Source organism: Malaciobacter marinus (assembly GCF_003544855.1).
Taxonomy (GTDB): domain Bacteria; phylum Campylobacterota; class Campylobacteria; order Campylobacterales; family Arcobacteraceae; genus Malaciobacter; species Malaciobacter marinus.
Genome location: NZ_CP032101.1, coordinates 274,087 through 299,654, shown reverse-complemented (window position 1 = coordinate 299,654; position 25,568 = coordinate 274,087). Strand labels below are relative to the sequence as shown.

Sequence of the window (25,568 nt, the reverse complement as noted above, 5' to 3'; positions counted from 1 at the left end):
TTATAATTTATTATGAAATTTGATAAAATACAAAAATTAATATATTTAAAATCACTTATATCAAATATTAAAATAGAATAAATTTTGAAAGTATTTAAAATTTAAGTAGTATCTTTAGAAGATTATATTTAAGGATATAAATTTTGTAATTTATAGTTTCGCGCGTATTCTAACCAAAAAAAATTATATTTGCTTTAAAAATAATAAAAAAGTAGAAAAAATTTATATTTTTTCTACTAATTGTTTTGCAGTTAATTCTAAACTCTCTTCAACTTTAGAAGTCTCACCATGGACAATAAAGTGGTCTTCATACTCAAAAGAAGTAATATTTACACAAAGTCTTGCTTCATTTACATATTCTAAAATTGCACTTGCAACTCCACTTTGTTTTTGAGAATCACTAAAAACATACCATTTGTCATATTTTGAAGCAAGTGCACTTAGCATTTTTCCATCAAGTGGTTTTACAAATCTTAAATCTAAAATAGCAATATCTTCATTATGAAGTTTTTCTGTTTCGCAAGCTCTTGAAACTCCAGCTCCATATCCAATAAATAACTTATTTGAACTTCCATCTTTTAAAAGTTGAGATTTACCAAGCTCAAAAGGTGTTGATTCATAGCCAAGCTCTTTAAATGCACCTCTTGGATATCTAATAGCACAGGGTTTATCTAAGGTATATGAAAAGTTAATTGCTTGATGTAAAGATTGATTATCTCTTGGTGCAAAAAGAATCATGTTTGGTAAAAATCTTAAATATGAAATATCAAAAGCACCTTGATGTGTTTCTCCGTCATTTCCTACGATTCCTGCTCTATCAATTGCAAAAACAACAGGTAAGCCCATAATACATACATCATGAATTATTTGATCATATGCTCTTTGTAAAAAAGTAGAATAAATAGTGATATATGGTTTAAAGCCCTCTTTTGCCATTGCTGCCATTGAAGTTACTGCATGTTGTTCTGCAATTGCAATATCCCAAAATCTATTTGGATGCTCTTGCATTAATCTATCTATACCTGTTCCACTAGGCATTGCAGCTGTTACTCCAACTACATCATCATGTTCATTTGCTAATGCACTTAAAGCATCAGCATATACAGCAGTTGCAGACTTTGGTCCTGCTTTTTTCTTAAACTCTCCTGTTTTTACATCAAAAGGTCCAACTCCATGCCATTTCTCATTTTGACCCTCAGCAATAGCATAACCTTTTCCTTTTACTGTTTTAGCATGTACAATAACTGGTTTTTTAAGATCTTTTGCTATTTGTAATGTATCTATTATCTCTTCAAGATTATGTCCATCAATTGGTCCAATATAATCAATTCCCATCTCTTCAAAAATTACACCTGGAGTAATAAGTTTTATACTCTCTTCAATCTTTTTAGCGATATAATTAGCACCCTCTGGTAGCTTTTGTATAATGCTTTTATCTATTCTATCTCTAAGTTTTTGATAAAATTTTCCTGCTAAAATTTTACTTAAATATTTTGAAATTGAGCCAATTGGCTTGGCTATACTCATTTCATTGTCATTAAGAATTATTATAACGGGAAGTTTAATATCTCCCAATTCATTTAATGCTTCATAAACCATTCCTGCTGTCATAGAGCCATCACCTATCATAACAACAGGAACTCTTTGCTCATCATTGATTTTAATAGCTTTTGCTGCACCTACAGCTAGGGAGATAGAAGTAGAGCTATGTCCTGCTACAAAATAATCAGCACTGCTCTCTTTAGGTTTTGTAAATCCACTTAATCCACCAAATTGCCTAATAGTTTCAAACTTTTCCCATCTACTTGTCAAAAGTTTATGGGGATAACATTGATGAGATACATCAAAAATAAATGGATCATTTTGGACATCAAAAACTTTGTGCATTGCAACTGTTAATTCAACTGCACCTAATGTTGAACTAAAATGTCCTCCATTTCTGGATACTACATCAATAATTCGTTCTCTAATTTGAGTACAAAGTTCTTCTAATTCGCCTAAATCTCTACTCTTTACATTCATAACAAAATCTTCTATTTTAATTTTTTTAATACTTCATCCAATACTTTTAATACTTTCGTATTTTGTTCATCACTTCCAATAGTAATTCTTATAGCATTAACTTTATAACTTGTTAAGTCTCGAACAATTATACCTTCTTGAAGTAAATTTTGTGCAACTTCTGAAGAGTTATACATCTTATCAAACTTTATTGCTATAAAATTTGTATAACTTTCAATAAAAGAAAAACCTTTAGTTTTTGCATACTCTTCATATCTTTTCATTTGTTCAAAGTTTTTTCTTATACAATCAACTACAAACTCTTCATCTTTTAAAGCTTCAACTGCAGCTGCTAAAGATAGCGTAGTAATATTAAAAGGAGGTCTTAACTTATAAAGATTTTGAATAATCTCTTTTTTTGCAATACCATATCCTACTCTCATACCACCTAATGCATAAGCTTTTGAAAAAGTCCCAAGATAAATCACATTTGGAAACTTTGAAATAAGTTCATCAACTACAATTTTTTTCTTTTCATCTTTAAAAGCTGCATATTCATGATATGCTCCATCAACAACTACTAAAGTTTTTTCATCTATTTCTTCTAAAAATTCATAAACATCTTTAGTATCTAAGCACTCTCCTAAAGGATTATTAGGTAAACACAAAAATACCATATCAGGTTTATGCTCTTTATAAAGTTTCCTAAATTGATCTAAATTGTGCTCATCATCTTCTGTTCTAATAATTGTTGCACCTGTTTGTTTTCCATAAATTTCATACATTGCAAATGTTACATTGCTCATAAGAAGTTTTGAATTTTTGTCACACTTTGCATGAATAGCAAACTCCAATATTTGATCACTTCCTGAGCCCATGATTATATTAGAACTTTCAACTTTAAACTTATTTGCTAAAGCTTCTTTTAATTCAAACATTGAGTCATCTGGATACATAAACATATTTTTGGCAATCTCTTGAACTTTTTTTGTAACTTTTGGTGAAGTTCCATATGGATTCTCATTTGATGCAAGTTTAATTATATCTTTTGCATCAACGCCATATTCTCTTACAACAAGTTCGATTGGTTTACCAGCTTCGTATATTTTTACATCATCTAAAACTTTATTAAATTGCATCTTTCTTCCTAATTATAAACTTCGATTTTAACACTTTAGTTTTAAAAAAAACTAAATTTTTTTATTAGATATCATCTGCTTCTTTTACATAAGATCCTAAAAATTTTATACTCTCTTTATGTTTTGCAAATATTTTTTGTATATGTTCATCATCTTTATGACCATCAAAATCAATAAAAAAGATTGAAACACCCTCAACAATATGTGATTTAATTTTCGTAAGATTTATTTTAGCCTCGTTAAAATCAGTTAAAAACTCGACTAAAGCACCACTTTTATTTGGAAGTTTTACTAAAACAGATGTTTTATCTTTTCCACTTTTTGCATTTTCAAAATCACTAACAATAAAAAATCTTGTTCTATTATTGTCTTTATCTTCAATATTCTCAAATAAAATTGGAAGATTATACATCTTTGCTCCAACATGAGAACAAATAGCAGCACTTCCTTTTTCTTTTAATGCATATTGTACTGCTTTTGTTGTTGATTCAACAGGAATGAGTTCAACCTCATCAAGACCAACATTTTCTAAAAATTTTCTACACTGTTCAAATGCAATATCTTTTGAATAAATCTTTTTAATATCTTTAACTTTATCACATGTTGTAGCTAAAGTATGATGAATATCTAAAATAACCTCAGCAATGATTTTTAAATCATATTTAGTTAGACAATTAATAGTATCACTTACAATTCCATTTGATGAATTCTCTATTGGAACAACACCAAATTTTGCTTTTTTTGTATAAACTTCTCTAAATACACCTTTTATTGAAGCAATTGGTAAATATGAACTCATAGCACCAAATCTAGTCTCCGCAGCTTGGTGAGTAAAACTTCCAGCAGGTCCTAAAAAAGCTACATTTTCTGGTAATTCAAAATTTCTTGATATTGCAAACACTTCTAAAAAAAGTGCTTCAATTGCTCTTCTATTTAACTTTCCTGTATTAATATTATCAAGTCTATCAATAATAGCTCTTTCTCTTTCAGGTCTATAAATAGAACCCCCACTATTTGCTTTTAAAACGCCAACTTGATGAACGATATCCATTCTTTTATTAATTAAATCTAACATTTCATTATCAATACTATCAAGTCTATTTCTTAGCTCTTCTAATCCCTTTTCACTCATAAACTTCTCCCTTTTAAAAGTGTTAAAACTTCACTCATGTCTTTACAAATAGTATCAGGTTTTTCTTCTTGCTTTAATGTAGGTAAGACTTCATTTGCATCTTTAATTTTACCACTTAAAACTAATACTGCTTTCATTCCAAGCTTTTTAGCTCCAAGTAAATCACCCATCATATCATCACTTATTATTGTGATTTTGTTAAAGTTATCACAATCAAGTAGTTTTCTAGCTTCATTATAAAAATTAAAACTTGGCTTTCCAACAACTTTGTAATCTTTATTTACAGCAAATTTAATCATACTCATAATTGCACCAACTCCTGGATACCTTGAGCCATCTTTAGAATAAATAGATGTTTCATGCATTCCAATTAAATCATCAGTTTTTAAAGCACACTCAATCATTTTGGAATAATCTTCATTTGTATACTCTTTTTTTATTGATACAATTAAAGTTTCTGGATTATCATATTCAAGTTCATATTCCATTTGTGTTAAAACCTTTGGAAAACTATCTTGTCCAAAAGCTGCAACTTTTCTTTTTTTTGCAACATCTTTTAAAATAACAAAAGGATCAATATAATTTTTTTCTTTTATATTAAATCCTAAATCTTTTAAAAATTGCAAAAAATCTTTACTTAATTTTTTTGTGTTGTTTGTAATTACAACATAAGGTATATTATTCTCATTTAGATAATCTATAAACTCTATTGAACCTGCGATTGGTTTTTTATTTATATCATCAATTAAAGTACCTTGAACATCTATGAAAAACATTTTATTTTATATATTCCTCTTCAAGTGCGATTATATCTTCAAAAGTTTCTCTTTTTCTAATTAATCTATCTTTTCCATCTTCATAAGCTATTTCAGCCACTTTACCTCTTGTATTATAATTACTTGCCATTGTAAAACAGTATGCTCCTGCACTATAAATTGCAACTAAATCATCATGCTGCGTTTTTGGAAGCTGTACGTCTTTTGCAAAAAAATCACCGCTTTCACAAACTGGACCTACTAAATTACAATCGTTAAACTCTTGGTTATCATTTAAAACTTCAACTTTATGATAAGCATTATACAAACTTGGTCTTAGCAAATCATTCATAGCTCCATCAACTATTACAAATCTTTTATTCCCATTTACTTTTTCATATAAAACTTTAGTAACAAAAACTCCAGAATTCCCAACTAAGAATCTTCCTGGTTCACAAACTACTGTAATATCTAAACCAAATAAACACTCTAATATTGATTGGGCATACTCATTTGTATCTATAAGTTTCTCATCATCATAAATAATACCTAAACCACCACCAACATCAAAAAATGATAATTCAATTTTAATAGCAGCAAGATTTTTAACTAAATCTGAAACAATTTTTACAGACTCTTTAATTGGCTCTAATTGTGTTAATTGTGAACCTATATGTAAGTGAATACCTCTTGGTTCTAAATAATCTGAATTTTTACATTGAATATACATTCTTTTAGCTGTATCTATATCTACTCCAAATTTATTCTCATGTAATCCAGTTGATATATATGGATGTGTTTTTGGATCAATATTTGGATTTACTCTTACAGATATTCTTGCAACAATATCAAGCTCTTTTGCTATTTGTTCAACTCTATTAAGCTCCGCATCACTTTCAACATTTATCATCAAAATGCCTAGAGTTAAAGCCTCTTTTATTTCACTATCAATTTTTCCTACTCCAGAAAATATTATTCTATATGCAGGTATTCCTACTTTTAAAGCTCTTTTTACTTCTCCAATTGATACACAATCTGCACCTGCACCTAAATTTGCCAAATGTTTGATAACACTTAAATTTGAATTTGCTTTTACCGCATATGCAACTAGTGATTTTCTTGCTTTAAATGAACTTTTAAGTTCATTATACTGCTTTGTTATATGATCAAAATCATAAACATAATATGGTGTTTGATATTTGTTAGCTAACTCTTTAAAATTAATACTCATTCTTTTCCCTATAATTCATAAAATTTCAATTTAAAACTTCAATAAATTCTAAATAAAAACTTCTTTTTTAAATAAATAGCAATGAAAAGTTTAGCTTAGAAATTTACTATAAGTAAAAATCCAAGCTAATATTTTTTAATAAAATACTATTTATCAGTACCATTCCAAGCAATTGATGGTCTACCATTTTCATCAAAGTTAACAGCAGGCATTCCCATTAGATTATATCCACAATCAACATAATGAATCTCTCCTGTTACTGCACTACTTAAATCAGAAAGTAGATACATTCCAGAGTTTCCAACTTCACTTGTTGTTACATTTTTCTTCAATGGAGAGTGTGCTTCATTCCATTTAAGCATAAATCTAAAATCACCAATTCCAGCAGCTGCTAAAGTTTTAATAGGTCCTGCACTAATTGCATTTACTCTTGTTCCATCTTTACCTAAATCTTCAGCTAAATATTTTGTAGTCATTTCTAAAGCTGCTTTTGCAATACCCATTAAGTTATAGTTTGGAATATATTTAGCTCCACCATAATAAGTTAATGTAAGTACTGAAGAGTTTTCACTTAAAAGTGGTTTTAACTCTCTTACTACTTCAATTAATGAATAAACAGATATATCCATAGCAATATCAAACGCCTCTTTAGAAATATCATAAAATCTTCCTGAAAGTCCCTCTTTTGGTGCAAATGCAATTGAGTGAACAATAAAATCAATTTTACCCATATCTTTTTCAAGTGATTCTTTTAATGCTTTAATCTCTTCTGGTTTACTAACATCACAAGGATAAACATAATCAGAGCTTCCAAACTCAGCAGCGATTGGTTCAACTCTTTTTTTTAGTGAATCATTTAAATATGTAAAAGCAATTTGCGCACCTTGTTCAGCACAAGCTTTTGCAATACCATATGCAATTGATTTATTATTTGCAACCCCTAAAATAACACCTTTTTTACCCTTCATAATCATCTATATATCCTTTGTTTTTTCTATAATTTCAATAAAATCTTCTTTATTCCAAGAAGCAGTTCCAATTAATGCACCATCAACATTATTTAAAGAGCAAATCTCTTTTACATTATTTACTTTTACGCTTCCACCATAAAGTAAAGGTTTAGAAATTTTCTTTTTAATAGCATTGTGTACATTAACAATATCTTCATTTGTAGCAGTAACTCCTGTTCCTATAGCCCAAACTGGTTCATATGCTAAAATTAGATTCTCATAATTTGTGTCAATTCCTACAAATTGCTCATAAATATACTCTAATGTTTTTTCCAAGCCTTGTTCTTTTACTTCTAAAGGCTCTCCTATACAATAAATAATTTTATATCCAAGCTCTTTATAAAAATTAAATTTTTCAGCTATTTGTTCTTGAGTCTCACCTAAAACATGTCTTCTTTCACTATGCCCAATTAAAATTGTTTTAATACCAAACTCATCTAATTGTGAAGTGCCAATTTCACCTGTAAATGAACCTTTTATTGTTGCATATGCATTTTGTGTTCCAAGTGTTAGGTTTGGTACTGTATTAAATCTATCAAGACTTGTAGCTGTTGGGAAAACAATTATTTCATTTTTGATACTATCTTTTTTCAAATAATCATTTATAAAAGATATAAACTCTTTTGTTGATTGCCTTGTATGGTTAGTTTTAAAATTTGATGCAATAATTACCATTTTTAACCTTCAATTACCAGTGCTTTAACACCTGGAAGAATTTTTCCTTCAATTAATTCTAAAGATGCACCACCACCTGTACTTATAAATGTCATATCATCTTCATCACCTGTAACTCTAACTAAATCAGCAGTATCTCCACCACCAACTACAGTTGTTGCATATGAACTTGCTACTGCGTGAGAAATTTTTGCACTACCTTTTGCAAATTTATCCATTTCATAAACACCCATTGGACCATTCCATAAAATTGTATGTGCATCTTCAATTGCTTGTGAAAATAATAGTGCAGTTGCTGGTCCTATGTCAAGTCCCATCCAATTTTTAGGTATTTCTTGAACTGTTGTTGCTTTAGCAAAAGATTCTTCATCAAAAGTTTCTGCAATAACAACATCAACAGGAAGATAGAATTTAACTCCTAAATCTTTTGCTTGTTCCATTATTTTAGCAGCTTCTGGAATTAAATCGTCTTCAACTAAAGAGTTTCCAACTTCATAACCTAAGGCTTTTAAAAATGTAAATGCCATTCCTCCACCAATAATAATCTTATCAACTTTAGGTACAAGATTATAAAGTGCTTCTAGTTTTCCTGAAACTTTAGAACCACCAACTATTGAAACGAAAGGTCTTTTAGGTTCATTTACTATGTGATAAAAAAATCTAATCTCTTTTGCAAGTAAAAAACCTGCTGCTTTATGATTTATATCAAAATATTTTGATATCCCCTCAACAGAGGCATGAGCTCTATGAGAAACCCCAAAAGCATCATTTATATAAATATCTGCCATTGAAGCTAATGTTTTACTTAAATGTTCATCATTTTTTGTTTCACCAGCTTCAAATCTCATATTTTCAAGTAATAAAATTTCACCACTTTTTAGCTCACTAGCCATTTTTAAAGTCTCTTCACCTATTACATCTTGCGCCATTTTAATATCTTGTTTTAATAAGGTATGTAATCTTTTAGCTATTGGTTTTAAAGAATATTTTTCTTCAAATCCATCTTTAGGTCTGCCAAAATGTGAAGCTAAGATAACAGAACAATCATTATCAATACAATACCTTATTGTATTTAAAGCACTTCGAATTCTTCTATCATCTGTAATATTATTGTATTCATCAGTTGGTACATTAAAATCGCATCTAATAAATACTTTCTTTCCTGAAATATTTATATTTTTAATCTCTTGTAAATTCATTGAGTTCCTTATTTATTAGCTACAAAAATAGCCATATCAATAAGTCTTGAAGAGTAACCCCACTCGTTGTCATACCAAGTCATAACTTTGATCATATCTTCACCAATCACTTGTGTTAAATCACTTGCAATTATTGTAGAGTTAGTATTTCCAACTAAATCACTTGAAACCATCATCTCATTATCAACTGCAATAATTCCTGCAAGCTCTTTTGCTTTTGATTCAAATAATGCATTTACTTCTTCTTTTGTAGTTTTTTTACTAACTACTAAGTTTACATCAACCATTGAAACATTTGGAGTTGGAACTCTAACACTTTGTCCATGTAATTTTCCATCAAGTTGTGGCATAACAAGTTTCATAGCCTTAGCAGCACCAGTTGTAGTTGGAATCATATTAAGAGCACCTGCTCTTGATCTTCTTTTGTCTTTTTTATGTTTAACATCAAGAATATTTTGATCATTTGTATATGAATGAATTGTTGTCATTAATCCTTTTTCAATACCAAATGCATCATCAAGTACTTTTGCAACAGGACCTAAACAATTTGTAGTACAAGAGGCATTTGAAACAATTGCTTCACCTTTGTATTTATCTTCATTTACACCCATAACAAATGTAGGAGTATCATCTTTTGCAGGAGCAGACATTACAACTTTTTTAGCTCCATTATCTAGGTGTATTTGGCATTTTTCTTGAGTCAGATAAGCACCTGTACACTCTAAAATAACTTCAGCACCACACTCTTTTGTAAATGTTAATTCACTTGCATCTCTTGTTGAGTACAATTTTGCTTTAACATTTCCCATTATTAAATAATCATTTTCTACTTTTATTTCACCGTCAAATGTTCCATGAACAGTATCATATTTTGTAATATATTCTAACATTTCAGGTGTTGCAGTATCGTTTATTGCTACTAGTTCAACATCATCTCTATTAGCAATAATTCTTGCAACACATCTTCCAATTCTACCAAAACCATTTATTGCAACTTTTACAGCCATACTATACCTTTATATTTATTTGTAAATTTTAGATATTTTATCCAAAAATTGCTATAATATTATTTAATTATATACTAAAAGGATAAAATGAGTGCGTATAGCAGTGTTTGGAGGTAGTTTTGATCCACCTCATATTGCACATGAAAAAATAGTTTTTAAAGCATTAGAAAAGCTTGATGTAGATAAATTATTTATTGTGCCAACATATTTAAATCCTTTTAAGGCTGATTTTCACTTAGAGCCAAAGAATAGATTTTTGTTATTGAAAAAACTTTTTGAAAATGAAAACAAAGTAGAAATTTGTGATTTTGAAATTATGCAAAACAGAAAAGTTCCTTCATATGAAACTATCTCATATTTAAAAAAATCTTACGACTTATCTAAAATATATTTAATTATTGGAAGTGATAATTTTAAAAATTTAGAAAAATGGTATAAAATAGATTCATTAAAAAATGACGTAGAATTCGTTCTTGCAAAAAGAATTGGCTTTTTAAATGAAAATTTAGATAGTATAAAAACTTTAAACATAGATATTGATATTAGTTCAACTAATTTAAGAAACAATATCGACTTAAAATACATCCCAAAAAAAATACAAAATGATGTAAAAACATTATTTAAAACCAACAAAAAAGGCAATTAAATTGAACAAAACGATTGAAAAAATAAGAGATATTCTTAATGAAAAAAAAGCAGAAAACATTGAAGTTTTAGATTTAAGACAAAAAGACTACATTGTTGATTATGTAGTTATTGCAACTACATTAAACTCAAAACATGCTTTCTCTTTATTAAATTACTTAAAAACAGAATTAAAACCAGATGGTGAAGAGTTTTTAAGAGTTGATGAAGATGATGATTGGACTATTATTGATTTAGGAGATGCATTTATTCATCTTATGAGTGAAGCACATAGAGAAAAATATAATTTAGAAGAGTTTTTAGAAGAGTTAAAACAAAGCAAAGAGTAAAAATACTCTTTGCTATTCTTGTCCTGTAAGAAGTCTATTATAATTTCCAGTGGCATGTTTAGCACCACCCATATTACCTGTAAGTATTGCATATCCTACGATAACTATGAAAATTAAAATAAACCATTTCATTACATAATCTCCTTCGCCTTTATTCCTAAAAGATTTAAAGTAACTTTTATAGTAAGTGCTACTAAACTTAATACTTTTAAATATTTATTTTGTTCATCTGAATCAATAATTTTATAATCATTATAAAACTTATGTACTGATGAAGCAAGAGAATTTAAATAATCTGTTACTTTTTGCATATCTCTTTTAACAAATGCTTCTTGTAGTATTGATGGTAAAAGAAGTGATTCATACACTAAATTTATAGCATCTGCGTTTAATCCATCAAAACTTTCACCTACTACATCATCAAAAGTTAAATTTGCTTTTTTAAAAACTTGATTTATTCTAGCATATGAATAATTAATATAAAAAACGGGATTTGAACTATCTTGATTTTTTAAGATATCTAAATCAAACTCTAAGTGAGTATCACTTTTTTTAGTTAAAAATACAAATCTTAAGGCATCAGAACCAATCTCTTGTGATATATCACTCATCAAAATTACATTTCCTGCTCGTTTACTCATTTTATAAGGTTCTCCACCTTTAAGCAACTGAACCATTTGAGATAAAAGCACTTCAAGTTTTGAAGAATCATTTCCTAAAAACTCAATTGCAGCTTTAACTCTTGTAATATATCCATGGTGATCTGCACCCCAAATATTTATATATCTATCATATGCTCTATCATATTTATTTTTATGATAAATAATATCGCCAGCAAGATAAGTAGGTATTTTATTGTCTCTTACAACAACTCTGTCTACATCATCTCCAAACTGTGTTGATTTAATCCAAAGTTTTTCATCTTTTTCATATAAAGAGCCATTTTTTTCTAATACCTCTTTTGTTTTTTCCCAAGATGAATATAAAGACTTTTCACTAATATAATTATCAAATTCAATTCCTATATCAGCCATATCTTTTTTAATAATTTCTAAAACTTTATCTTTTGCAAAATGTGCAAGTTCAAGATATCTTGATTCATCATTAAAAATTTCTGTTCCAAACTCTTTTTGAACATCTTGTGCAATATCAAAAAGATAATCGCCTCTATAATATTTTTCTGGATACTCAACTTCTTCTTTTAAAATTGATTCTTTTCCTGCTAAGGCTAAAGATAAACCTAATAGATCCATTTGAGCACCAGCATCATTTACATAATACTCTGTTGTAATATCATAACCTAAGTGTCTTCCAATTCTAGCTAATGTATCACCTGCAATTGCTCCTCTAGCATGTCCTATATGTAATGGACCTGTCGGATTTGCACTTACATACTCTAAAAGAATCTTTTCATTTACATTTTCTTGTTTTGCGTATTCATCACCCAAAGACAATGACTCTTCACAAAGTTTTTGCAAAAATGAAGATGAAAGTTTAAAGTTAATAAAACCTTTTACAGCTTCAACTTTTTCAAACATTTCACTCTCTTCAAATTTTAAAGCAAGTTCATTTGCGATTATCATAGGAGATTTTTTCAACTCTTTTGCTAAAGAAAAAGCAACTGGAGTGGCAAAATGTCCCAATGTTATATCTTTTGGTTTTTCAAGTACTACATCTTTTTCTAATACTTCTTCAATATAATTTTTAACTATTTTTTGCAATCTATCATCTCTTTTTTATACAGTTTTAGATTCTTCTTTTTTTTCTTCTTTTTTAGCTTCACTTTTTTTATCTAATTCATCAACTTTATCAGTGCTTGCAACTTCTTCGTCTTCGTCATCTTTTACTGCTTTTTTGAAGTTTTTAATCCCACTTCCTAAACCTTTAGCTAGTTCTGGTATTTTTTTACCTCCAAATAGTAATAATACTACTAATGCAATTAAAATCCATTCTACTCCACCTGGCATACCCATCGTAGACTCCTTATAATTTTTTACAGATTATATCTACTTAATACTTAAAAATTTTATTTAATTTCTTATATCTACTTTTTATAATATTTTTTTGCTATGTTTATAAAATTAGTATTTTATTTTAATAAAAAATATTACAATTATTACAAAAAAACAATAATTATAAGAAAATAAATATTTAATAATTTTACTCTTAAACTATAATAAATAATATATCTCTTTTCATTTATTAAAAATAAATTATTTTTTACTAAAAATTAAATATTATTTATCCTAAAGTTCTATTATTAGCACTTGATTATAAAAATAAATAAAAAATTTATTATATTTTTGGTTTTACACAATCCTTACAAACGACTACTCTGTCATATATATGTCACTTAAAAGTCAAATAAAATGACTTTTTTTTATAATAAAATTATGAGTTAAGAATAATAGAAAAAAGCATTTTTTTTTGATTTTAGTCATTATTTATTTACTTTTTTTTGATATAATGCTTTCTTATTTAAATTATTAATTAATTTGTATTATTTAACTATACAATATATAATATTTGTTATATTTTCTTTAGTTAAACTGTAAGACGATTTAATGAAATACCAAAAAGGCAAAATATGGAAATTTATGAAAGAATCAATCAAATATTAAAAGAAAAAAAACTTACAAAAAAGGAATTTGCTGCTAGATTACTTGCTGTAAATCCAAAAGTTAATAGAATAGGTGAAGCACCATCTGTGTCTTCAATATATGCTTACTTAAATGGAACATCATCAATAAAAGCTGATTTTATTCCTTATATAGCAGAAGCATTAAATGTGGCAGAACAAGAGTTATTTGAAGATAATTCAAATAGTAGAAGTAGATACTTAAAGTATATATTAAAAGATTTGTCAAAAAATGAACTTGAATTAATAAAAAATAGAATTGAAGATTTATGTCATTGGGAACAAGAGATGACTAAACAAGTTGAAAAAATATATACTTATAAAACAAATAAGGATAAAATTGATGAGCTTATTTCATTACTTCCTTATATGCCAGATGCATTATATGATAATGTAGTTAAAAAAGTAAGAGAGATAAAAGATTTTACAGATAGCTACTAATGATTAAGAAAAAACTGTAAAACCTTGTACCCAAAAGCTGCAGCGAATATAGTACCAAAAACATTTAAAGCTATATTTGCAACAGCAATTATAAAAGAACTTTGAAAAAGAAAAAATGTTTCAATTGCAAATGTAGAATAAGTAGTTAATGCTCCTAAAAAACCTGTAGTTAAAAACATTTTTAAATTATCATTTAAATTATAATGGGCAAAAACTGCAAAAACTAAACCTATTAAAAAACTTCCTAAGATATTTACAACTAATATTCCTAATGGAAACTCTAAAGGAATATACTTATTAGTAAAATGTACAGTGTATGCTCTAGCAACTGCTCCAATAAATCCTCCAAAACCTATTGCTAAAACAGCAGGCCAATTAAAACTCATTTTTTGACTTTTCTTTTAATATTTCATTCATTTTTAATTCAGTTTGTTTAAACCAATCAGTATCATTTGAAGCTTGAACAGGTTCAAGATAAATCACTTTTACAATACCTGGATTACATGTAAGTTTTTTTGAGTCTAGTATCTTTCTTGTGTTTAACATAACAACAGGTTGAACTCTTAATTTTAATTTATTTGCAACCATCTTTGCACCACTTTTAAAAGGAAGTATAGTTTTTCCATCTGTTCTTGTGCCTTCTGGAAAAATTGCTATTGGTCTTCCTTTAGATAATCTATCTTTTGACTCTCTTAATAGTTTAACAAGTCCAGCTTTATTCTCTCTGTCAATAGATATCATTCTTGGAGCTTTTATGATATGTCCAAAAAAAGGTAAATCAGTAATCTCTTTTTTAGCTACCCATGCTAAGTTTTTTGAGTGTATATATTCCATTACTATAATATCTAATAAACTTTGATGATTTAAAATAACCATATCACATGTTTCGTCTAAAGAACCCTCTTCTTCTAATTTTATTCCAAGAAAAAACATTTGAAATTTCATCCATATTTTTATTACTTTATGTGTATGATTTCTAAATAAATACATGAAAAATATTGTAACCGCAACTGTTAATGAAAATTGTATAACAACTAAAAGTGCTCTAATTCTTGACAAAACTATCTTCCTTTACCCATCCAATAACTTTATTACTGTTATTATTGAACATTACTTTTATAAATTCATTTTTTTTATTTAATATTTCAACTTTTTTAAAATTATCTAATTGATAAAAAATTGTTGATTTATTTGTTGGTAAAATATATATCATAGTATTGTTCTTTAATACAGCATGCTTATTAGGCATTAGATATAATATTGCTATTATAATCAAAATCAGAAGAATTAATAAATAAGTTTTTTTTCTTTTCCAAATAAATAAAATAATAAAAATCAGTAAAAGTGCCAATAAAGCAACTTTTTTATAAAGCTCAAGATTTGAACTATTTGGGTTTAAATCAGTTTGAGTACTTACTAACTCATTTTCTAACTCTAAAGGTATTGATATTCTTTCAAAGCTTTTTGATGAAGTATTAAAATAAGTAAAATTTAATCTCTTTTTATGAATAGGAGCTACAATATAATATAATAAATGCTGTTCTGGATATTCATCTTCAATACTTGAAATACCTTGATCTTTTGAAAAATCATTTAAATAAAAATCTTCTAAATTTGAATATTTTGCATCTATATCAATAATTGTTAATAACTCATTATTATTGTATTGTTTAGTTTTATATGTATTTAAAACTAACTCTTTTGCAATAACATTTGAAAAACTATTATCTCCTTTTGCTAATTTAGAAAATCTAATATCTTTTGGCTTTAAATATGCAAAATCAATTAATTGATCATTTTTATATAACAATACTTGAAATGTTGGCATTATAAAATCTTGCTCATAAGCTTTAAAATAGTATATGTTTTCAAAACTATTATTATCTACAGCCATCCAAGCTTGTTCTGGATTTAAGACATTCATATTTTTTGAATCAACAAATCTTGTCTCAATTCTATCAAAATCATCTGTAGTAATTAAAGCTTTAATACTAATTTCAAATCTTTGGTTCTTATATATATTTTGAGGAAACTCTAAATAAGATAAATATAAATTTTTTGACGTAGGGACTGTTTTAACACTCTCTTCATTTAAGTAATCAAGACCATTAGAAGAAAATGTATCATCTTCTACTTGTGTATTTAATTGTTTATAAACATCTTCTTGAAAAACTGAACTCTCTTCATTTGTAAAAGTAGTATTAGCAAATATAATTTGTATAGTAAGTAATATTAGCAGTATTATTTTCATATTATTTTCTCTTTTAAGTAAAAGTAGTAGAAATATCTACTACTTTACTTTATTTAAAAAAGCCTTGTAGCATTCTTATTCCATCATCTCCACCAAGTAGTTGTTCTATTGCTCTTTCAGGATGGGGCATAAGTCCAAATATATTCTTTTCCTTATTACAGATTCCTGCAATTTGAGAAACAGAACCATTTAGATTTTGTTCATTTCCATCTTTTTCACAATATTTTAATAATATTTGATTATTTGATTCTAACTCTTTTAATCCTGTTTCATCAATAAAATAGTTTCCATCATGATGTGCAACGGGAATATTAACTATATCACCAATATTTAACTCTTTTAAAAATACATTATCATTATTAATAACTTTTAAATAGTTAAACTTAGAAATAAAATGTAAAGAGTCATTTCTTTTCATAGCACCAGGAAGTAAGCCTGCTTCTAAAAGAATTTGAAAACCATTACAAATACCTAAAACTTTACCACCATTTGAAGCATATTCTTGTACTGCATTCATAATATTTGCAAATCTTGCAATTGCACCACTTCTTAGATAATCTCCATATGAAAATCCACCAGGTATTACTAAAAGATCAGTATTCTCTGGTAAAGTTGTATCTTTATGCCAAATAATTTCTACATTACACCCAAGTTTTTCAAAGGCATATTTTGTATCATATTCACAATTTGTTCCGGGAAATTGTAATACTGTTACATTCATCATAATTAACCTACAATTTCAATTTCATAATCTTCTATTACAGTATTTGCAAGCAGTTTCTCACACATATTTGTAACTTCAGCTTTTGCAATTTCTTTGCTTGAAGAATTAAGTTCAATAACAATTTGTTTACCTATTCTTACATCTTTAACTACTTCTTTGAACCCCAATGTATCTAATGCATGATGTGTTGCTTTACCTTGATCATCTAAAACACCTTGTTTTAATGCCACATTTACAATTGCTTTCAAATTCTATCTCCCTAATTATTTATTTAAAATTCTATTTAATACTTGAGTATAGGCAACTTTTAGCCCACCTTTACCTTGTCTAAATCTATCTTTATCTAATGATTCACCAGATTCTATATCCCAAAATCTGCAATTATCAGGACTTAATTCATCTATTAAAATAATATTACCATTTTTATCTTTTCCAAACTCTAATTTAAAATCTACAAGTTTTAATCCTTTTTCAAAAAAGAAAGGTTTTAATATATCATTTATTTCTCTTGCAACTCTTCTAATTTTGTCTAGTTCATCTTGGTGTTTAACTAAACCTAAAATTAATGCATGTTGGTCATTTAATTTTGGATCTCCTAAAGCATCATTTTTATAATCAAACTCTACTAAAGTAAATGGTAATACTTTACCATTATCAATTCCTAAGTTTTTACTTAAAGATCCTGTTGCTATATTTCTTACAATAACTTCAATCTTTATTACTTCACAAGATTTATGAAGCATATTATTATCATCAAGCATTTTTACAAAATGAGTTTGAATTCCTTTTTCATTTAATAGTTCAAAAAGTGCACTTGAGATTTGGTTATTTAAAGCACCTTTTCCCTCTTCACTTGATTTTTTTTCTCCATTAAACGCTGTTAAATCATCCTTAAATTCAGAAACAAGAAAATTTTCATCTTCTGTTTTCCAAATTTTTTTCGCTTTACCCTCATATAAAAGTTCTGTCTTAGTCATTTTATTCCTTCTATTTCATAATTATTAAACTTTTTAAAATATTAATAGCTGAATTGATTTGATTATCATTTTGTATATCTTTTTTTGTAATAATCTCTTCTTTCTCTTTATCTTCTTCTTTCTTTTCTACTTTTTCTTTATCTTTTCCAGATTTTACTTCTTTTTTTGTTTTTTTATCTTCAACTTTTTCAAGCTCTTCTTCTAAATGTTTTTTTAAGTCTGCTTCTTTTATTTGAAAATCATTTGAAGGCTCAGTTACAGTTTTTCCTGCAAATGCAATAATATCAGGAGTTATTCCTTTTGCTTGAATAGTTCTTCCACTTGGTAAATAATATTTTGCTATTGTAAGCTTAATATTTTCACTTCTATCTTTTACTATTGGTAATACTGCTTGAACTGAACCTTTTCCAAAAGTTTTTTCTCCTATAATAATTGCTCTTTTATGATCTTGTAAAGCACCACTTACAATCTCACTTGCACTTGCACTTCCTGCATTTACTAAAACAACCATTGGGACATCAGTTAAAGTATTAGTATATTTTGCATAAAACTTTTCTTCATCACTTGCATCTCTACCTTTTTGAGATACAATTACACCTGAATCAACAAAAAGATCTGTTACTGATATAGCTTGTGCCAAAAGACCACCAGGATTGTTTCTCAAATCTAAAACTATACCTTTTGTTTTAGTATGTTTTTTTATAATATCTTTTAGTTTATCAGTCACTTTTTTATCAAAACTTGCAATTCTTAAATATAATAAATTATCATCGATTTTTTTTGAAAATACAGATTGCACTTTAATTATGTCTCTTACTATTGTTATTTTAAGAGGTTTATTTTCACCTTTTCTTACAACAGTCAAATTAATTTTAGTTTTTGGTTTTCCTCTCATTAATCCTACAGCATCATTTAAAGTCATATTTAATGTTGATTTATCATCAATTTTTAAAATTATATCTCCAGATTTTATTCCAGCTTCATATGCAGGTGTTCCATCAATTGGTGATATAACAGTTAATGCTGAGTCTCTCATTCCTACAGTAATTCCCAAACCACCAAATTCACCATTTGTTTGAATTGACATCTCTTTTGTAGATTTTTTATCCAAAAATGATGAGTGAGCATCTAATTCTTGCATCAAACCTTTTATTGCTTTATTTACAATCTCTTGAAGTTTAACATCATCAACATAGTATTTTTCAACTGTACCAATAACTTGTGTTAGTTTAGTTAATGATTCAAATCTACTTTGCGTTAGCTCCTCACTTTTTTCTTTTGCAAATAAACCATGCGAAAGTACTAAAGCAAAAGATGAAGCCAATAGAAATTTTTTCATTATTAACCTTTCATTTGTATAAGACTTGTATTATATTCAAACTTTTATAAAAGTAAGGTTTTATGAAAATTTTTGTAACATATTGATTAATTTTTTTAAAGGAAATTTATGAGTTTAAAAGAGAATGTGGATTTTGTTAAAAATGAACTAAATAGTGAAGAAAAATTTCTTGAAAGTTTTGTGAAAATTGAGAGATTTTATAAAAAAAATAAAGCACTAATAATTACATCTATAATAGTTGTTGTTGTAGCTATTATTGGATTTAGTGTAAAAAACTACATTGATAATGAAAATAAACTAAAAGCAAATATTGCTTTTAACAAATTTTTAAATGATGTAAACAATCAAGAAGCATTAAAAACATTAGAAGAAACAAATAAAAAACTTTACAATATGGCACTATATTTAAAAGCTAAAAAAAATGGTCAAACAGCTGATGTTAACGTACTTTTTTTCAATAGTTTAAGTAAATATCAAAAAGCTTTAAAAGAGCAAAGTATTGAAAAGTTAAATGATGTTTCAATGGATCCAAATTTTTTATTAAAAGAGTTTGCAATTTTCAATAAAGCATTAATTGAAGCAAAAGATGGAAAATATGAAGATGCAAAGATTACTTTAAAACTTATTCAAAAAGAGTCAAAAGCATATGAATTAGTGAAAATTTTAAATCACTATTTACTTACAAAATAGAAGGAAAAATCTATGAAATATTTCTTAATACTACTAACATCTCTTATAATTTTTACTGGTTGTTCTAGTAAAAAATATTTTGAAGTTGATGATACTTTAGGTGATTATGAATCAAATAGCGCTTCATTAAATGACAATATAAAATCATTTAACAAAGTTGGAGCGACTTTAGATAATGGTGAAATCATAACAAAAAAAGGTGTTTCAAATTTTCAACTTCCAGAAGGATTTGAATTTATAAATTTAAGTGAAGACACTGTTATTTCTACAAACTATTTAAATAAGATTTTATTAAATAAAACAGAACACGAATTTTCAACAGGAGTTGTTGCTGCAACATTAAAAGATAATATTTTAGCATTAGTATTTATGGATAACTCAATTGCTCTTTATGATATTAACACTAAAAATATATTAATGAAAGAGTATTATTCAAAATCTTTAGCAAATGATACAAGAATAGCAAATCCTTATTATATGGGAAGTCTAATTTTATTCCCAACATTAGATGGAAAAGTAATTGTTGTTTCTGCAAAATCAAACAAAGTTATTAGAACTATTGTTGTTGATGCAGATAGTAAATTTAATAATATAATATTTCTAGATGTTGTAAATGATACATTAATTGCTTCTAGTTCAAATAAAGTTGTATCTGTTGGAGCTGGAGTTGTAAATTTAAAAGAGTATAACATTAGAGATATAATAGCGCATAATCAAGATATTTTTATAGCAACAATTGACGGTCAAATAATAAAAACTGACATATCATTAAATATTCAAGATAGAAAAAAATATAAATATGCAAAATTTTATGCCCTAGCATATGGAAGCTCTCTTTATGCACTTGAATCACAAGGTTATTTAATCAATATTAGTAATGATTTTAAATCTGATAAAATTTATGACTTTTCATTTGATAATGAAGAAAATGTTATTGCAATTGATAATATTATATATCACAATGATGAGTATTTTATAGTTAAATAATCTAGTCTTTAAAACTATTTCTATATCTTTTCTTTAGTGAAAAGATTATAGAATAGCTATAATATAAATAAAGGCTTAGAGATTGGAAACTTCAAACTTCGATTTTAATTTTTCTACAACAAATAATAAAATTGAACTTTTAGGAAATTTAAATAAATCATCCCTTCCAAAACTTATCTCTTTTATAAATAATAATTTAAAATATACAATTGATTTAAAAAAACTTCATCATGTAGACTCTTGTTCACTTATCTATTTAATTTCACTTGAAAAACAAGGGAATATCCTAATAAATAATAAATTCAAAGATTTATATGAACACTACAAAAGATACTACTTAGATGAGATTCCAAAAGAAAAAGGCAATAAAAATTTTATAGAAAATATAGGGAAAACTACATATAAAAATCTTCAAGAGTTAAAAGTGTTTATTATTTTTTTAGGTGAACTTTTTTATTATTTTTTCTATTCTTTAATAAAACCTAATAAAATAAGATTTAAAGAGATGCTAAAATATATTGATGCTTCAGGAATTGGTGCTTTAGGGATCATAACTCTTACTTCTTTTTTAGTAGGAATAGTTATTGCTTATCAAGGCGCAGTTCAACTTGAAAAATTTGGAGCAAATATTTTTATAGTAGAAATGATTTGTATCACTATGTTTAGAGAGATTGCTCCATTATTAACAGCAATTGTTATTGCAGGTAGAACAGCTAGTTCTTATACTGCACAAATTGGTGCTATGAAAATAACAGAAGAAGTAGATGCTATGAAAACAATGGCTTTTGAACCTACAATTTTCATAACATTACCTAGAGTATTCGCACTTTTTATATCACTTCCATTATTGGTATTCTTTGCAGATGTAATAGCTGTTGGCTCTGGCATGATTGTAGCTTATATAGATTTAGATATAACATATGCTGAGTTTATAAATAGAATGTATGAAGAAGTAGGTATTAAACATTTTTTAATAGGAATTATTAAATCAATATTTTTTGGAATAGCAATAGCAATAATTGGATGTTATAGAGGTTTTCAAGTAAGAAATAATACAACAAGTATAGGAAAATATACTACAAAAAGCGTAGTAAATGCTATTTTTGTAGTAATTGCACTAAATGCTATTTTTTCAGTAATATTAACAGAAAGTGGTCTTTAATGAATGTAATAAAAGTAAGAAACTTATATACAAGTTTTGATAAAAATGTAATTCATAATAATATTAGTTTTGATATCAAAAAAAATGAAATTTTTGGTATTTTAGGAGGTAGTGGATCTGGAAAAACTGTCCTAATTAAACAAATTGTAATGTTACAAAAAATACAAAAGGGTGAAATTATATTTTTAAATGAGAACCTAAGTAATTTAACTTTAAAAAAAGAAGAAAATTTAAAATTACAATTTTCATATCTTTTTCAATTTGGAGCTTTATACTCTTTTTTAAATGTTCTTGAAAATGTTCAGGTTATTCTAAAAGAGTACACAAAACTTCCAAAAGATTTAATAACTAAAATTGCTTTAACAAACTTAAATATGGTTGGTCTTGATATAAGTAGTGCATATTTATATCCATCACAATTAAGTGGAGGTATGAAAAAAAAAGTTGCACTTGCAAGAGCATTAGCAAATCAACCAAAAATACTTTTTCTAGATGAACCAACTAGTGGATTAGATCCATCAAGTACTATTCAATTTAATGATTTGATAAAAAAATTAAAGAACACATTAGATTTAACAATAATAATAATTACCCATGATTTAGATACAATTAAATCAACATTAGATAGATTTATAATATTAAAAGATACAAAAATACATTTTAATGGAACACTTACTCAAGCTTTAGAGAGTAAAGATAAAATTACAAGAAGTTTTTTAACATTTAAAAAGGATTCTTATGCAAACAAGAATTAATTTTTTTAAAATAGGTACTTTTGTAATAGTACTATTTGTCCTTATGTTAATTTTTATATTTTGGTTAGGGAAATATGCATTTGTAGTTACAAAACAAGATAGTTATATGATCTATTTTAAAGAATCTGTATCAGGATTAAATATTGACTCTCCTGTTAAATTTAAAGGAGTACAAGTTGGAAAAGTAGAAAACATATCAATTAATCCTAAAAATTCCCAAGAGATAAAAATAAAAATTTCTGTAATAGAAAATACGCCTATTAAAAAAGATAATTACGCAACTTTGGGAACGCTTGGATTAACTGGATTAAAATATATTGAATTAAAAGGTGGAAGTAAAGATTCTAATCTTATACAAGAAAATAAATATAATGAAAGAGTAATTAATTCAAAAATCTCCGTTTTAGGAAACTTAGAAAATTCAAGCAAAGATATCTCAAAACAACTTACACAATTGCTTATTCAAACAAGAATACTTTTTAGTAATGAAAATATAAATAATTTTTCAGAATTACTAAATGCTAGTAAACAAACAGCAGTTAATACTCAAGAAATAACACAATATATAATTAATAATGAAAACAAATTAACACAAATTCTAAATAATTTAAATGATTTATCAATTACGAGTAAAAGTTCTTTTAATAATATGTCTGATTCTGCAAATAGTGTTAAAGAATCTGCTCTTAAAGTAATGGAACTCTCACAAAAAGTATTAAATGAAGTAGAAAAAGGTTCTTTTGATTTAAAAACTATTTCTCAATCAACTATTAATAATTTTAATGATGTTTTAAATCAATTTGAAAATAGTTTGATAAAAAGTGAAGAGTTAATAGAACAATTAAAAGAAAATCCAAGTGATATTTTATTTAAGAAAAATAAGCAAAAACTTGGACCAGGAGAATAAATGAGATCAATTACAATATTATTAATAAGCCTAGTTTTATTTACAGGATGTAGTTTAAAAGATCAATCTTTATCAAATAATAATTTTTTAATAAAATTTGATACAAATTATAAAGCTTTAAAAAATACTAAAAAATATATAAAGATAAATAAAGTCAAAGTAAACAATACTTTTAATAAAACTTATATTTTCTATAGCTACAAAAAATATAAACTAGATAAATATTCAAGAAATAATTGGAGTGATATACCATCAAATATGATTTATCAAGAACTTAAATTAACTTTTAATAAATCAAATTTATTTAATAACTCTAATTTATCAAATGCAGATTACATTTTAAATACGAATATATTTGAAATATATAATAAAATTGAAAAAAATAGTGCTTATGCAGTTTTAAATTTAAATTTTGAACTTATTAATACTAAAACTAAAAAAAGTTCATTTTACAATTACAATAAAGAAATTAAATTAGAAAAAAACACTCCTTATGATTTTGTAGTTACAGTAAATAATGCTTTTTCTATTATTCTTGAGAAGTTCTTAAAAGATCTTGAAAGTAAGACTTTTAAGAATTAAAATTTTTATTTGCAATGTTTTCAATAAAAACAGTTGCATATGATCCTTTAGGTAGTATAAAGTCTATTAAGCACTCTTGAGTAGCTTTGTTATACTTTATATCATTAATCTTTACAAAAACAAGAGCATCTCTTCTGTAGCCTTTTTCATAAATACTACTATCATCAAATCTCTCTTCAATTTCTCTTGATTTTAAAGTTGCTTTAAAGACTTTTCTTCCAGGAAGTAAACCAGTTGGACAAACTACTTTTTTATCAAAATTTTCTTCTAAAGTTGAAGTTATTTTTGATGATGTAAAAAATTTATCTTTTTTTAAATCATGAAAGACATCTCCATCAATAAGTTTAAACTTATCTTTTTGCAAACTTATTCTTTTAACTAACCATGAATTAAAAAATGCACTTTGATATGCAGATATAAGCATTTTTTCTAATTTTCTATCTTTTATATGAAGATTTCCTGAAACTAATTGCTTAGCTTTTTCTATATTTTCTTCAATATCCCTTCCAAATCTTTGAAAACCAAAATAGTTTGCCATACCAGTTTTTTTGATATTTTTAATACAATTTTGAATCAAAATTAATGTATCAAAATCTACTTTTTTAAGATTAATTTTAAATCTATTGCCTTTTAAATGACCAATATTTAACTTCTCTTTGTGTAAATATGTTTCTAAAATTTGAACTTTTTTGTGCTTAAATTTTTTAATATCTTTTGAATACCTTTTTGGAATAGATATATATTGTGTAGTTGTAGCATTTTTATCTTTTAAACCTGCATATCCTACTTCATTTTTATCTATTCTCAAAAAATTAGAGATTAAATCTATTAAGTCCCATGTACCTAAATTTACTTTTTTTATTTTCAAAATTAAGAAATTACCTTTTAAAGTGAATTCAATTGGCATTTCTTCTACTATAAAATCATTCTCATTTTGAAAAAAATCAAAATTTAGGCTTTTATGATTTTGAAAATAGACTCTTTTAATCATA

General features: G+C 26.3%; 28 protein-coding genes. 9 read left to right on the top strand and 19 right to left on the bottom strand.

What is annotated here, in order from left to right; translation table 11 throughout:
• Positions 1–222: 222 nt before the first annotated feature.
• The 9 genes from dxs to gap all read right to left on the bottom strand — a co-directional run bounded on the left by dxs (position 223) and on the right by gap (position 10,149).
• Positions 223–2,022, bottom strand: a complete 1,800-nt coding sequence (gene dxs / locus AMRN_RS01525; RefSeq protein ID WP_099312266.1) for a 1-deoxy-D-xylulose-5-phosphate synthase — start codon at positions 2,020–2,022, stop codon at positions 223–225.
• 11 nt (positions 2,023–2,033) lie between these two features.
• Positions 2,034–3,140: a histidinol-phosphate transaminase gene (hisC, locus tag AMRN_RS01520; RefSeq protein ID WP_099312268.1), complete on the bottom strand. Its 1,107-nt coding sequence runs from the start codon at positions 3,138–3,140 to the stop codon at positions 2,034–2,036.
• Between the two features lie 64 nt (positions 3,141–3,204).
• Complete coding sequence (gene pheA, locus AMRN_RS01515) at positions 3,205–4,272, bottom strand: prephenate dehydratase (RefSeq protein ID WP_099312270.1); 1,068 nt, start codon at positions 4,270–4,272, stop codon at positions 3,205–3,207.
• Positions 4,269–5,048, bottom strand: a complete 780-nt coding sequence (locus AMRN_RS01510) for an HAD-IIA family hydrolase (RefSeq protein WP_099312272.1) — start codon at positions 5,046–5,048, stop codon at positions 4,269–4,271. The genes pheA and AMRN_RS01510 overlap by 4 nt, the downstream gene beginning before the upstream one ends.
• A gap of 1 nt (position 5,049) precedes the next feature.
• A complete protein-coding gene (gene lysA / locus AMRN_RS01505; RefSeq protein WP_099312274.1) occupies positions 5,050–6,258 on the bottom strand; it encodes a diaminopimelate decarboxylase in 1,209 nt (402 codons plus the stop codon).
• A gap of 146 nt (positions 6,259–6,404) precedes the next feature.
• Complete coding sequence (fabI, locus tag AMRN_RS01500) at positions 6,405–7,232, bottom strand: enoyl-ACP reductase FabI (RefSeq protein ID WP_079579781.1); 828 nt, start codon at positions 7,230–7,232, stop codon at positions 6,405–6,407.
• Entirely contained in the window at positions 7,233–7,943 is a 711-nt protein-coding gene (locus AMRN_RS01495; RefSeq protein ID WP_099312275.1) for a triose-phosphate isomerase, read from the bottom strand.
• Between the two features lie 2 nt (positions 7,944–7,945).
• Complete coding sequence (locus AMRN_RS01490) at positions 7,946–9,142, bottom strand: phosphoglycerate kinase (protein WP_099312277.1); 1,197 nt, start codon at positions 9,140–9,142, stop codon at positions 7,946–7,948.
• A gap of 8 nt (positions 9,143–9,150) precedes the next feature.
• Positions 9,151–10,149 carry a type I glyceraldehyde-3-phosphate dehydrogenase gene (gap, locus tag AMRN_RS01485; protein ID WP_099312279.1) on the bottom strand — a complete coding sequence of 333 codons (999 nt, stop codon included), beginning with the start codon at positions 10,147–10,149 and terminating at the stop codon, positions 9,151–9,153.
• A 91-nt stretch (positions 10,150–10,240) separates the two neighbouring features.
• Here gap and nadD point away from each other — a divergent pair, with 91 nt between their 5' ends.
• Together nadD and rsfS are read left to right on the top strand one after the other, a co-directional pair.
• Positions 10,241–10,795: a nicotinate (nicotinamide) nucleotide adenylyltransferase gene (gene nadD / locus AMRN_RS01480; protein WP_099312281.1), complete on the top strand. Its 555-nt coding sequence runs from the start codon at positions 10,241–10,243 to the stop codon at positions 10,793–10,795.
• Between the two features lies 1 nt (position 10,796).
• On the top strand, positions 10,797–11,123 hold the full coding sequence (gene rsfS / locus AMRN_RS01475; RefSeq protein ID WP_099312283.1) for a ribosome silencing factor: 327 nt from the start codon (positions 10,797–10,799) through the stop codon (positions 11,121–11,123).
• A gap of 131 nt (positions 11,124–11,254) precedes the next feature.
• Here rsfS and argS read toward each other — a convergent pair whose 3' ends face one another.
• Together argS and tatA are read right to left on the bottom strand one after the other, a co-directional pair.
• Positions 11,255–12,844, bottom strand: a complete 1,590-nt coding sequence (argS, locus tag AMRN_RS01470; protein WP_099312285.1) for an arginine--tRNA ligase — start codon at positions 12,842–12,844, stop codon at positions 11,255–11,257.
• Between the two features lie 15 nt (positions 12,845–12,859).
• The gene (gene tatA / locus AMRN_RS01465) at positions 12,860–13,096 is read right to left on the bottom strand and encodes a twin-arginine translocase TatA/TatE family subunit (protein ID WP_099312287.1); all 237 of its coding nucleotides are present in this window, start codon (positions 13,094–13,096) and stop codon (positions 12,860–12,862) included.
• 614 nt (positions 13,097–13,710) lie between these two features.
• On the opposite strand from tatA, the gene AMRN_RS01460 reads away from it, so the two are divergent.
• Complete coding sequence (locus AMRN_RS01460) at positions 13,711–14,202, top strand: helix-turn-helix domain-containing protein (protein WP_099312289.1); 492 nt, start codon at positions 13,711–13,713, stop codon at positions 14,200–14,202.
• On the opposite strand, the gene crcB is transcribed toward AMRN_RS01460, so the two are convergent.
• The 7 genes from crcB to AMRN_RS01425 are packed head-to-tail and all read right to left on the bottom strand — an operon-like array spanning position 14,199 to position 19,493.
• Positions 14,199–14,588, bottom strand: coding sequence for a fluoride efflux transporter CrcB (crcB, locus tag AMRN_RS01455; RefSeq protein WP_099312291.1), 390 nt, complete (start codon positions 14,586–14,588; stop codon positions 14,199–14,201). The two genes, AMRN_RS01460 and crcB, sit on opposite strands and share 4 nt — an antisense overlap.
• On the bottom strand, positions 14,578–15,261 hold the full coding sequence (locus AMRN_RS01450) for a lysophospholipid acyltransferase family protein (RefSeq protein WP_099312292.1): 684 nt from the start codon (positions 15,259–15,261) through the stop codon (positions 14,578–14,580). The genes crcB and AMRN_RS01450 overlap by 11 nt, the downstream gene beginning before the upstream one ends.
• Positions 15,248–16,453 (bottom strand): hypothetical protein, encoded by a 1,206-nt coding sequence (locus tag AMRN_RS01445; RefSeq protein WP_099312294.1) that lies wholly within the window; start codon positions 16,451–16,453, stop codon positions 15,248–15,250. The genes AMRN_RS01450 and AMRN_RS01445 overlap by 14 nt, the downstream gene beginning before the upstream one ends.
• A gap of 49 nt (positions 16,454–16,502) precedes the next feature.
• Positions 16,503–17,174 (bottom strand): phosphoribosylformylglycinamidine synthase I, encoded by a 672-nt coding sequence (purQ, locus tag AMRN_RS01440; protein ID WP_099312321.1) that lies wholly within the window; start codon positions 17,172–17,174, stop codon positions 16,503–16,505.
• 5 nt (positions 17,175–17,179) lie between these two features.
• Entirely contained in the window at positions 17,180–17,425 is a 246-nt protein-coding gene (gene purS / locus AMRN_RS01435) for a phosphoribosylformylglycinamidine synthase subunit PurS (RefSeq protein WP_099312296.1), read from the bottom strand.
• A gap of 15 nt (positions 17,426–17,440) precedes the next feature.
• Complete coding sequence (gene purC, locus AMRN_RS01430; protein WP_099312298.1) at positions 17,441–18,154, bottom strand: phosphoribosylaminoimidazolesuccinocarboxamide synthase; 714 nt, start codon at positions 18,152–18,154, stop codon at positions 17,441–17,443.
• A gap of 10 nt (positions 18,155–18,164) precedes the next feature.
• Positions 18,165–19,493 (bottom strand): S41 family peptidase, encoded by a 1,329-nt coding sequence (locus AMRN_RS01425; protein ID WP_165772861.1) that lies wholly within the window; start codon positions 19,491–19,493, stop codon positions 18,165–18,167.
• A 108-nt stretch (positions 19,494–19,601) separates the two neighbouring features.
• Between AMRN_RS01425 and AMRN_RS01420 the strand changes: the two genes are divergently transcribed.
• From AMRN_RS01420 to AMRN_RS01395, 6 genes are all read left to right on the top strand, one after another.
• A complete protein-coding gene (locus tag AMRN_RS01420; protein ID WP_099312302.1) occupies positions 19,602–20,183 on the top strand; it encodes a tetratricopeptide repeat protein in 582 nt (193 codons plus the stop codon).
• A 12-nt stretch (positions 20,184–20,195) separates the two neighbouring features.
• Complete coding sequence (locus tag AMRN_RS01415; RefSeq protein ID WP_099312304.1) at positions 20,196–21,170, top strand: hypothetical protein; 975 nt, start codon at positions 20,196–20,198, stop codon at positions 21,168–21,170.
• Between the two features lie 82 nt (positions 21,171–21,252).
• Complete coding sequence (locus AMRN_RS01410; RefSeq protein WP_099312306.1) at positions 21,253–22,332, top strand: MlaE family ABC transporter permease; 1,080 nt, start codon at positions 21,253–21,255, stop codon at positions 22,330–22,332.
• A complete protein-coding gene (locus AMRN_RS01405; protein ID WP_099312308.1) occupies positions 22,332–23,087 on the top strand; it encodes an ABC transporter ATP-binding protein in 756 nt (251 codons plus the stop codon). Before AMRN_RS01410 ends, AMRN_RS01405 begins: the two co-directional genes overlap by 1 nt.
• Complete coding sequence (locus AMRN_RS01400; RefSeq protein WP_099312310.1) at positions 23,071–23,994, top strand: MlaD family protein; 924 nt, start codon at positions 23,071–23,073, stop codon at positions 23,992–23,994. The genes AMRN_RS01405 and AMRN_RS01400 overlap by 17 nt, the downstream gene beginning before the upstream one ends.
• The gene (locus AMRN_RS01395) at positions 23,995–24,576 is read left to right on the top strand and encodes a hypothetical protein (RefSeq protein WP_099312312.1); all 582 of its coding nucleotides are present in this window, start codon (positions 23,995–23,997) and stop codon (positions 24,574–24,576) included.
• On the opposite strand, the gene AMRN_RS01390 is transcribed toward AMRN_RS01395, so the two are convergent.
• Complete coding sequence (locus tag AMRN_RS01390; protein WP_099312314.1) at positions 24,566–25,567, bottom strand: tRNA pseudouridine(13) synthase TruD; 1,002 nt, start codon at positions 25,565–25,567, stop codon at positions 24,566–24,568. The two genes, AMRN_RS01395 and AMRN_RS01390, sit on opposite strands and share 11 nt — an antisense overlap.
• Position 25,568: the final 1 nt, after the last annotated feature.

Excerpts from the sequence above, each read along its gene's own strand:
- tatA (WP_099312287.1), bottom strand. The coding sequence starts at position 13,096 with ATGGGTATGCCAGGTGGAGTAGAATGGATTTTAATTGCATTAGTAGTA.
- pheA (WP_099312270.1), bottom strand. The coding sequence starts at position 4,272 with ATGAGTGAAAAGGGATTAGAAGAGCTAAGAAATAGACTTGATAGTATT.
- AMRN_RS01445 (WP_099312294.1), bottom strand. The coding sequence starts at position 16,453 with ATGAAAATAATACTGCTAATATTACTTACTATACAAATTATATTTGCT.
- AMRN_RS01395 (WP_099312312.1), top strand. The coding sequence starts at position 23,995 with ATGAGATCAATTACAATATTATTAATAAGCCTAGTTTTATTTACAGGA.
- purQ (WP_099312321.1), bottom strand. The coding sequence starts at position 17,174 with ATGAATGTAACAGTATTACAATTTCCCGGAACAAATTGTGAATATGAT.
- AMRN_RS01415 (WP_099312304.1), top strand. The coding sequence starts at position 20,196 with ATGAAATATTTCTTAATACTACTAACATCTCTTATAATTTTTACTGGT.
- AMRN_RS01400 (WP_099312310.1), top strand. The coding sequence starts at position 23,071 with ATGCAAACAAGAATTAATTTTTTTAAAATAGGTACTTTTGTAATAGTA.
- AMRN_RS01420 (WP_099312302.1), top strand. The coding sequence starts at position 19,602 with ATGAGTTTAAAAGAGAATGTGGATTTTGTTAAAAATGAACTAAATAGT.
- AMRN_RS01510 (WP_099312272.1), bottom strand. The coding sequence starts at position 5,048 with ATGTTTTTCATAGATGTTCAAGGTACTTTAATTGATGATATAAATAAA.
- AMRN_RS01425 (WP_165772861.1), bottom strand. The coding sequence starts at position 19,493 with ATGAAAAAATTTCTATTGGCTTCATCTTTTGCTTTAGTACTTTCGCAT.
- purC (WP_099312298.1), bottom strand. The coding sequence starts at position 18,154 with ATGACTAAGACAGAACTTTTATATGAGGGTAAAGCGAAAAAAATTTGG.
- AMRN_RS01390 (WP_099312314.1), bottom strand. The coding sequence starts at position 25,567 with ATGATTAAAAGAGTCTATTTTCAAAATCATAAAAGCCTAAATTTTGAT.
- AMRN_RS01405 (WP_099312308.1), top strand. The coding sequence starts at position 22,332 with ATGAATGTAATAAAAGTAAGAAACTTATATACAAGTTTTGATAAAAAT.
- hisC (WP_099312268.1), bottom strand. The coding sequence starts at position 3,140 with ATGCAATTTAATAAAGTTTTAGATGATGTAAAAATATACGAAGCTGGT.
- AMRN_RS01460 (WP_099312289.1), top strand. The coding sequence starts at position 13,711 with ATGGAAATTTATGAAAGAATCAATCAAATATTAAAAGAAAAAAAACTT.
- AMRN_RS01495 (WP_099312275.1), bottom strand. The coding sequence starts at position 7,943 with ATGGTAATTATTGCATCAAATTTTAAAACTAACCATACAAGGCAATCA.
- dxs (WP_099312266.1), bottom strand. The coding sequence starts at position 2,022 with ATGAATGTAAAGAGTAGAGATTTAGGCGAATTAGAAGAACTTTGTACT.
- gap (WP_099312279.1), bottom strand. The coding sequence starts at position 10,149 with ATGGCTGTAAAAGTTGCAATAAATGGTTTTGGTAGAATTGGAAGATGT.
- lysA (WP_099312274.1), bottom strand. The coding sequence starts at position 6,258 with ATGAGTATTAATTTTAAAGAGTTAGCTAACAAATATCAAACACCATAT.
- AMRN_RS01490 (WP_099312277.1), bottom strand. The coding sequence starts at position 9,142 with ATGAATTTACAAGAGATTAAAAATATAAATATTTCAGGAAAGAAAGTA.
- fabI (WP_079579781.1), bottom strand. The coding sequence starts at position 7,232 with ATGATTATGAAGGGTAAAAAAGGTGTTATTTTAGGGGTTGCAAATAAT.
- crcB (WP_099312291.1), bottom strand. The coding sequence starts at position 14,588 with ATGAGTTTTAATTGGCCTGCTGTTTTAGCAATAGGTTTTGGAGGATTT.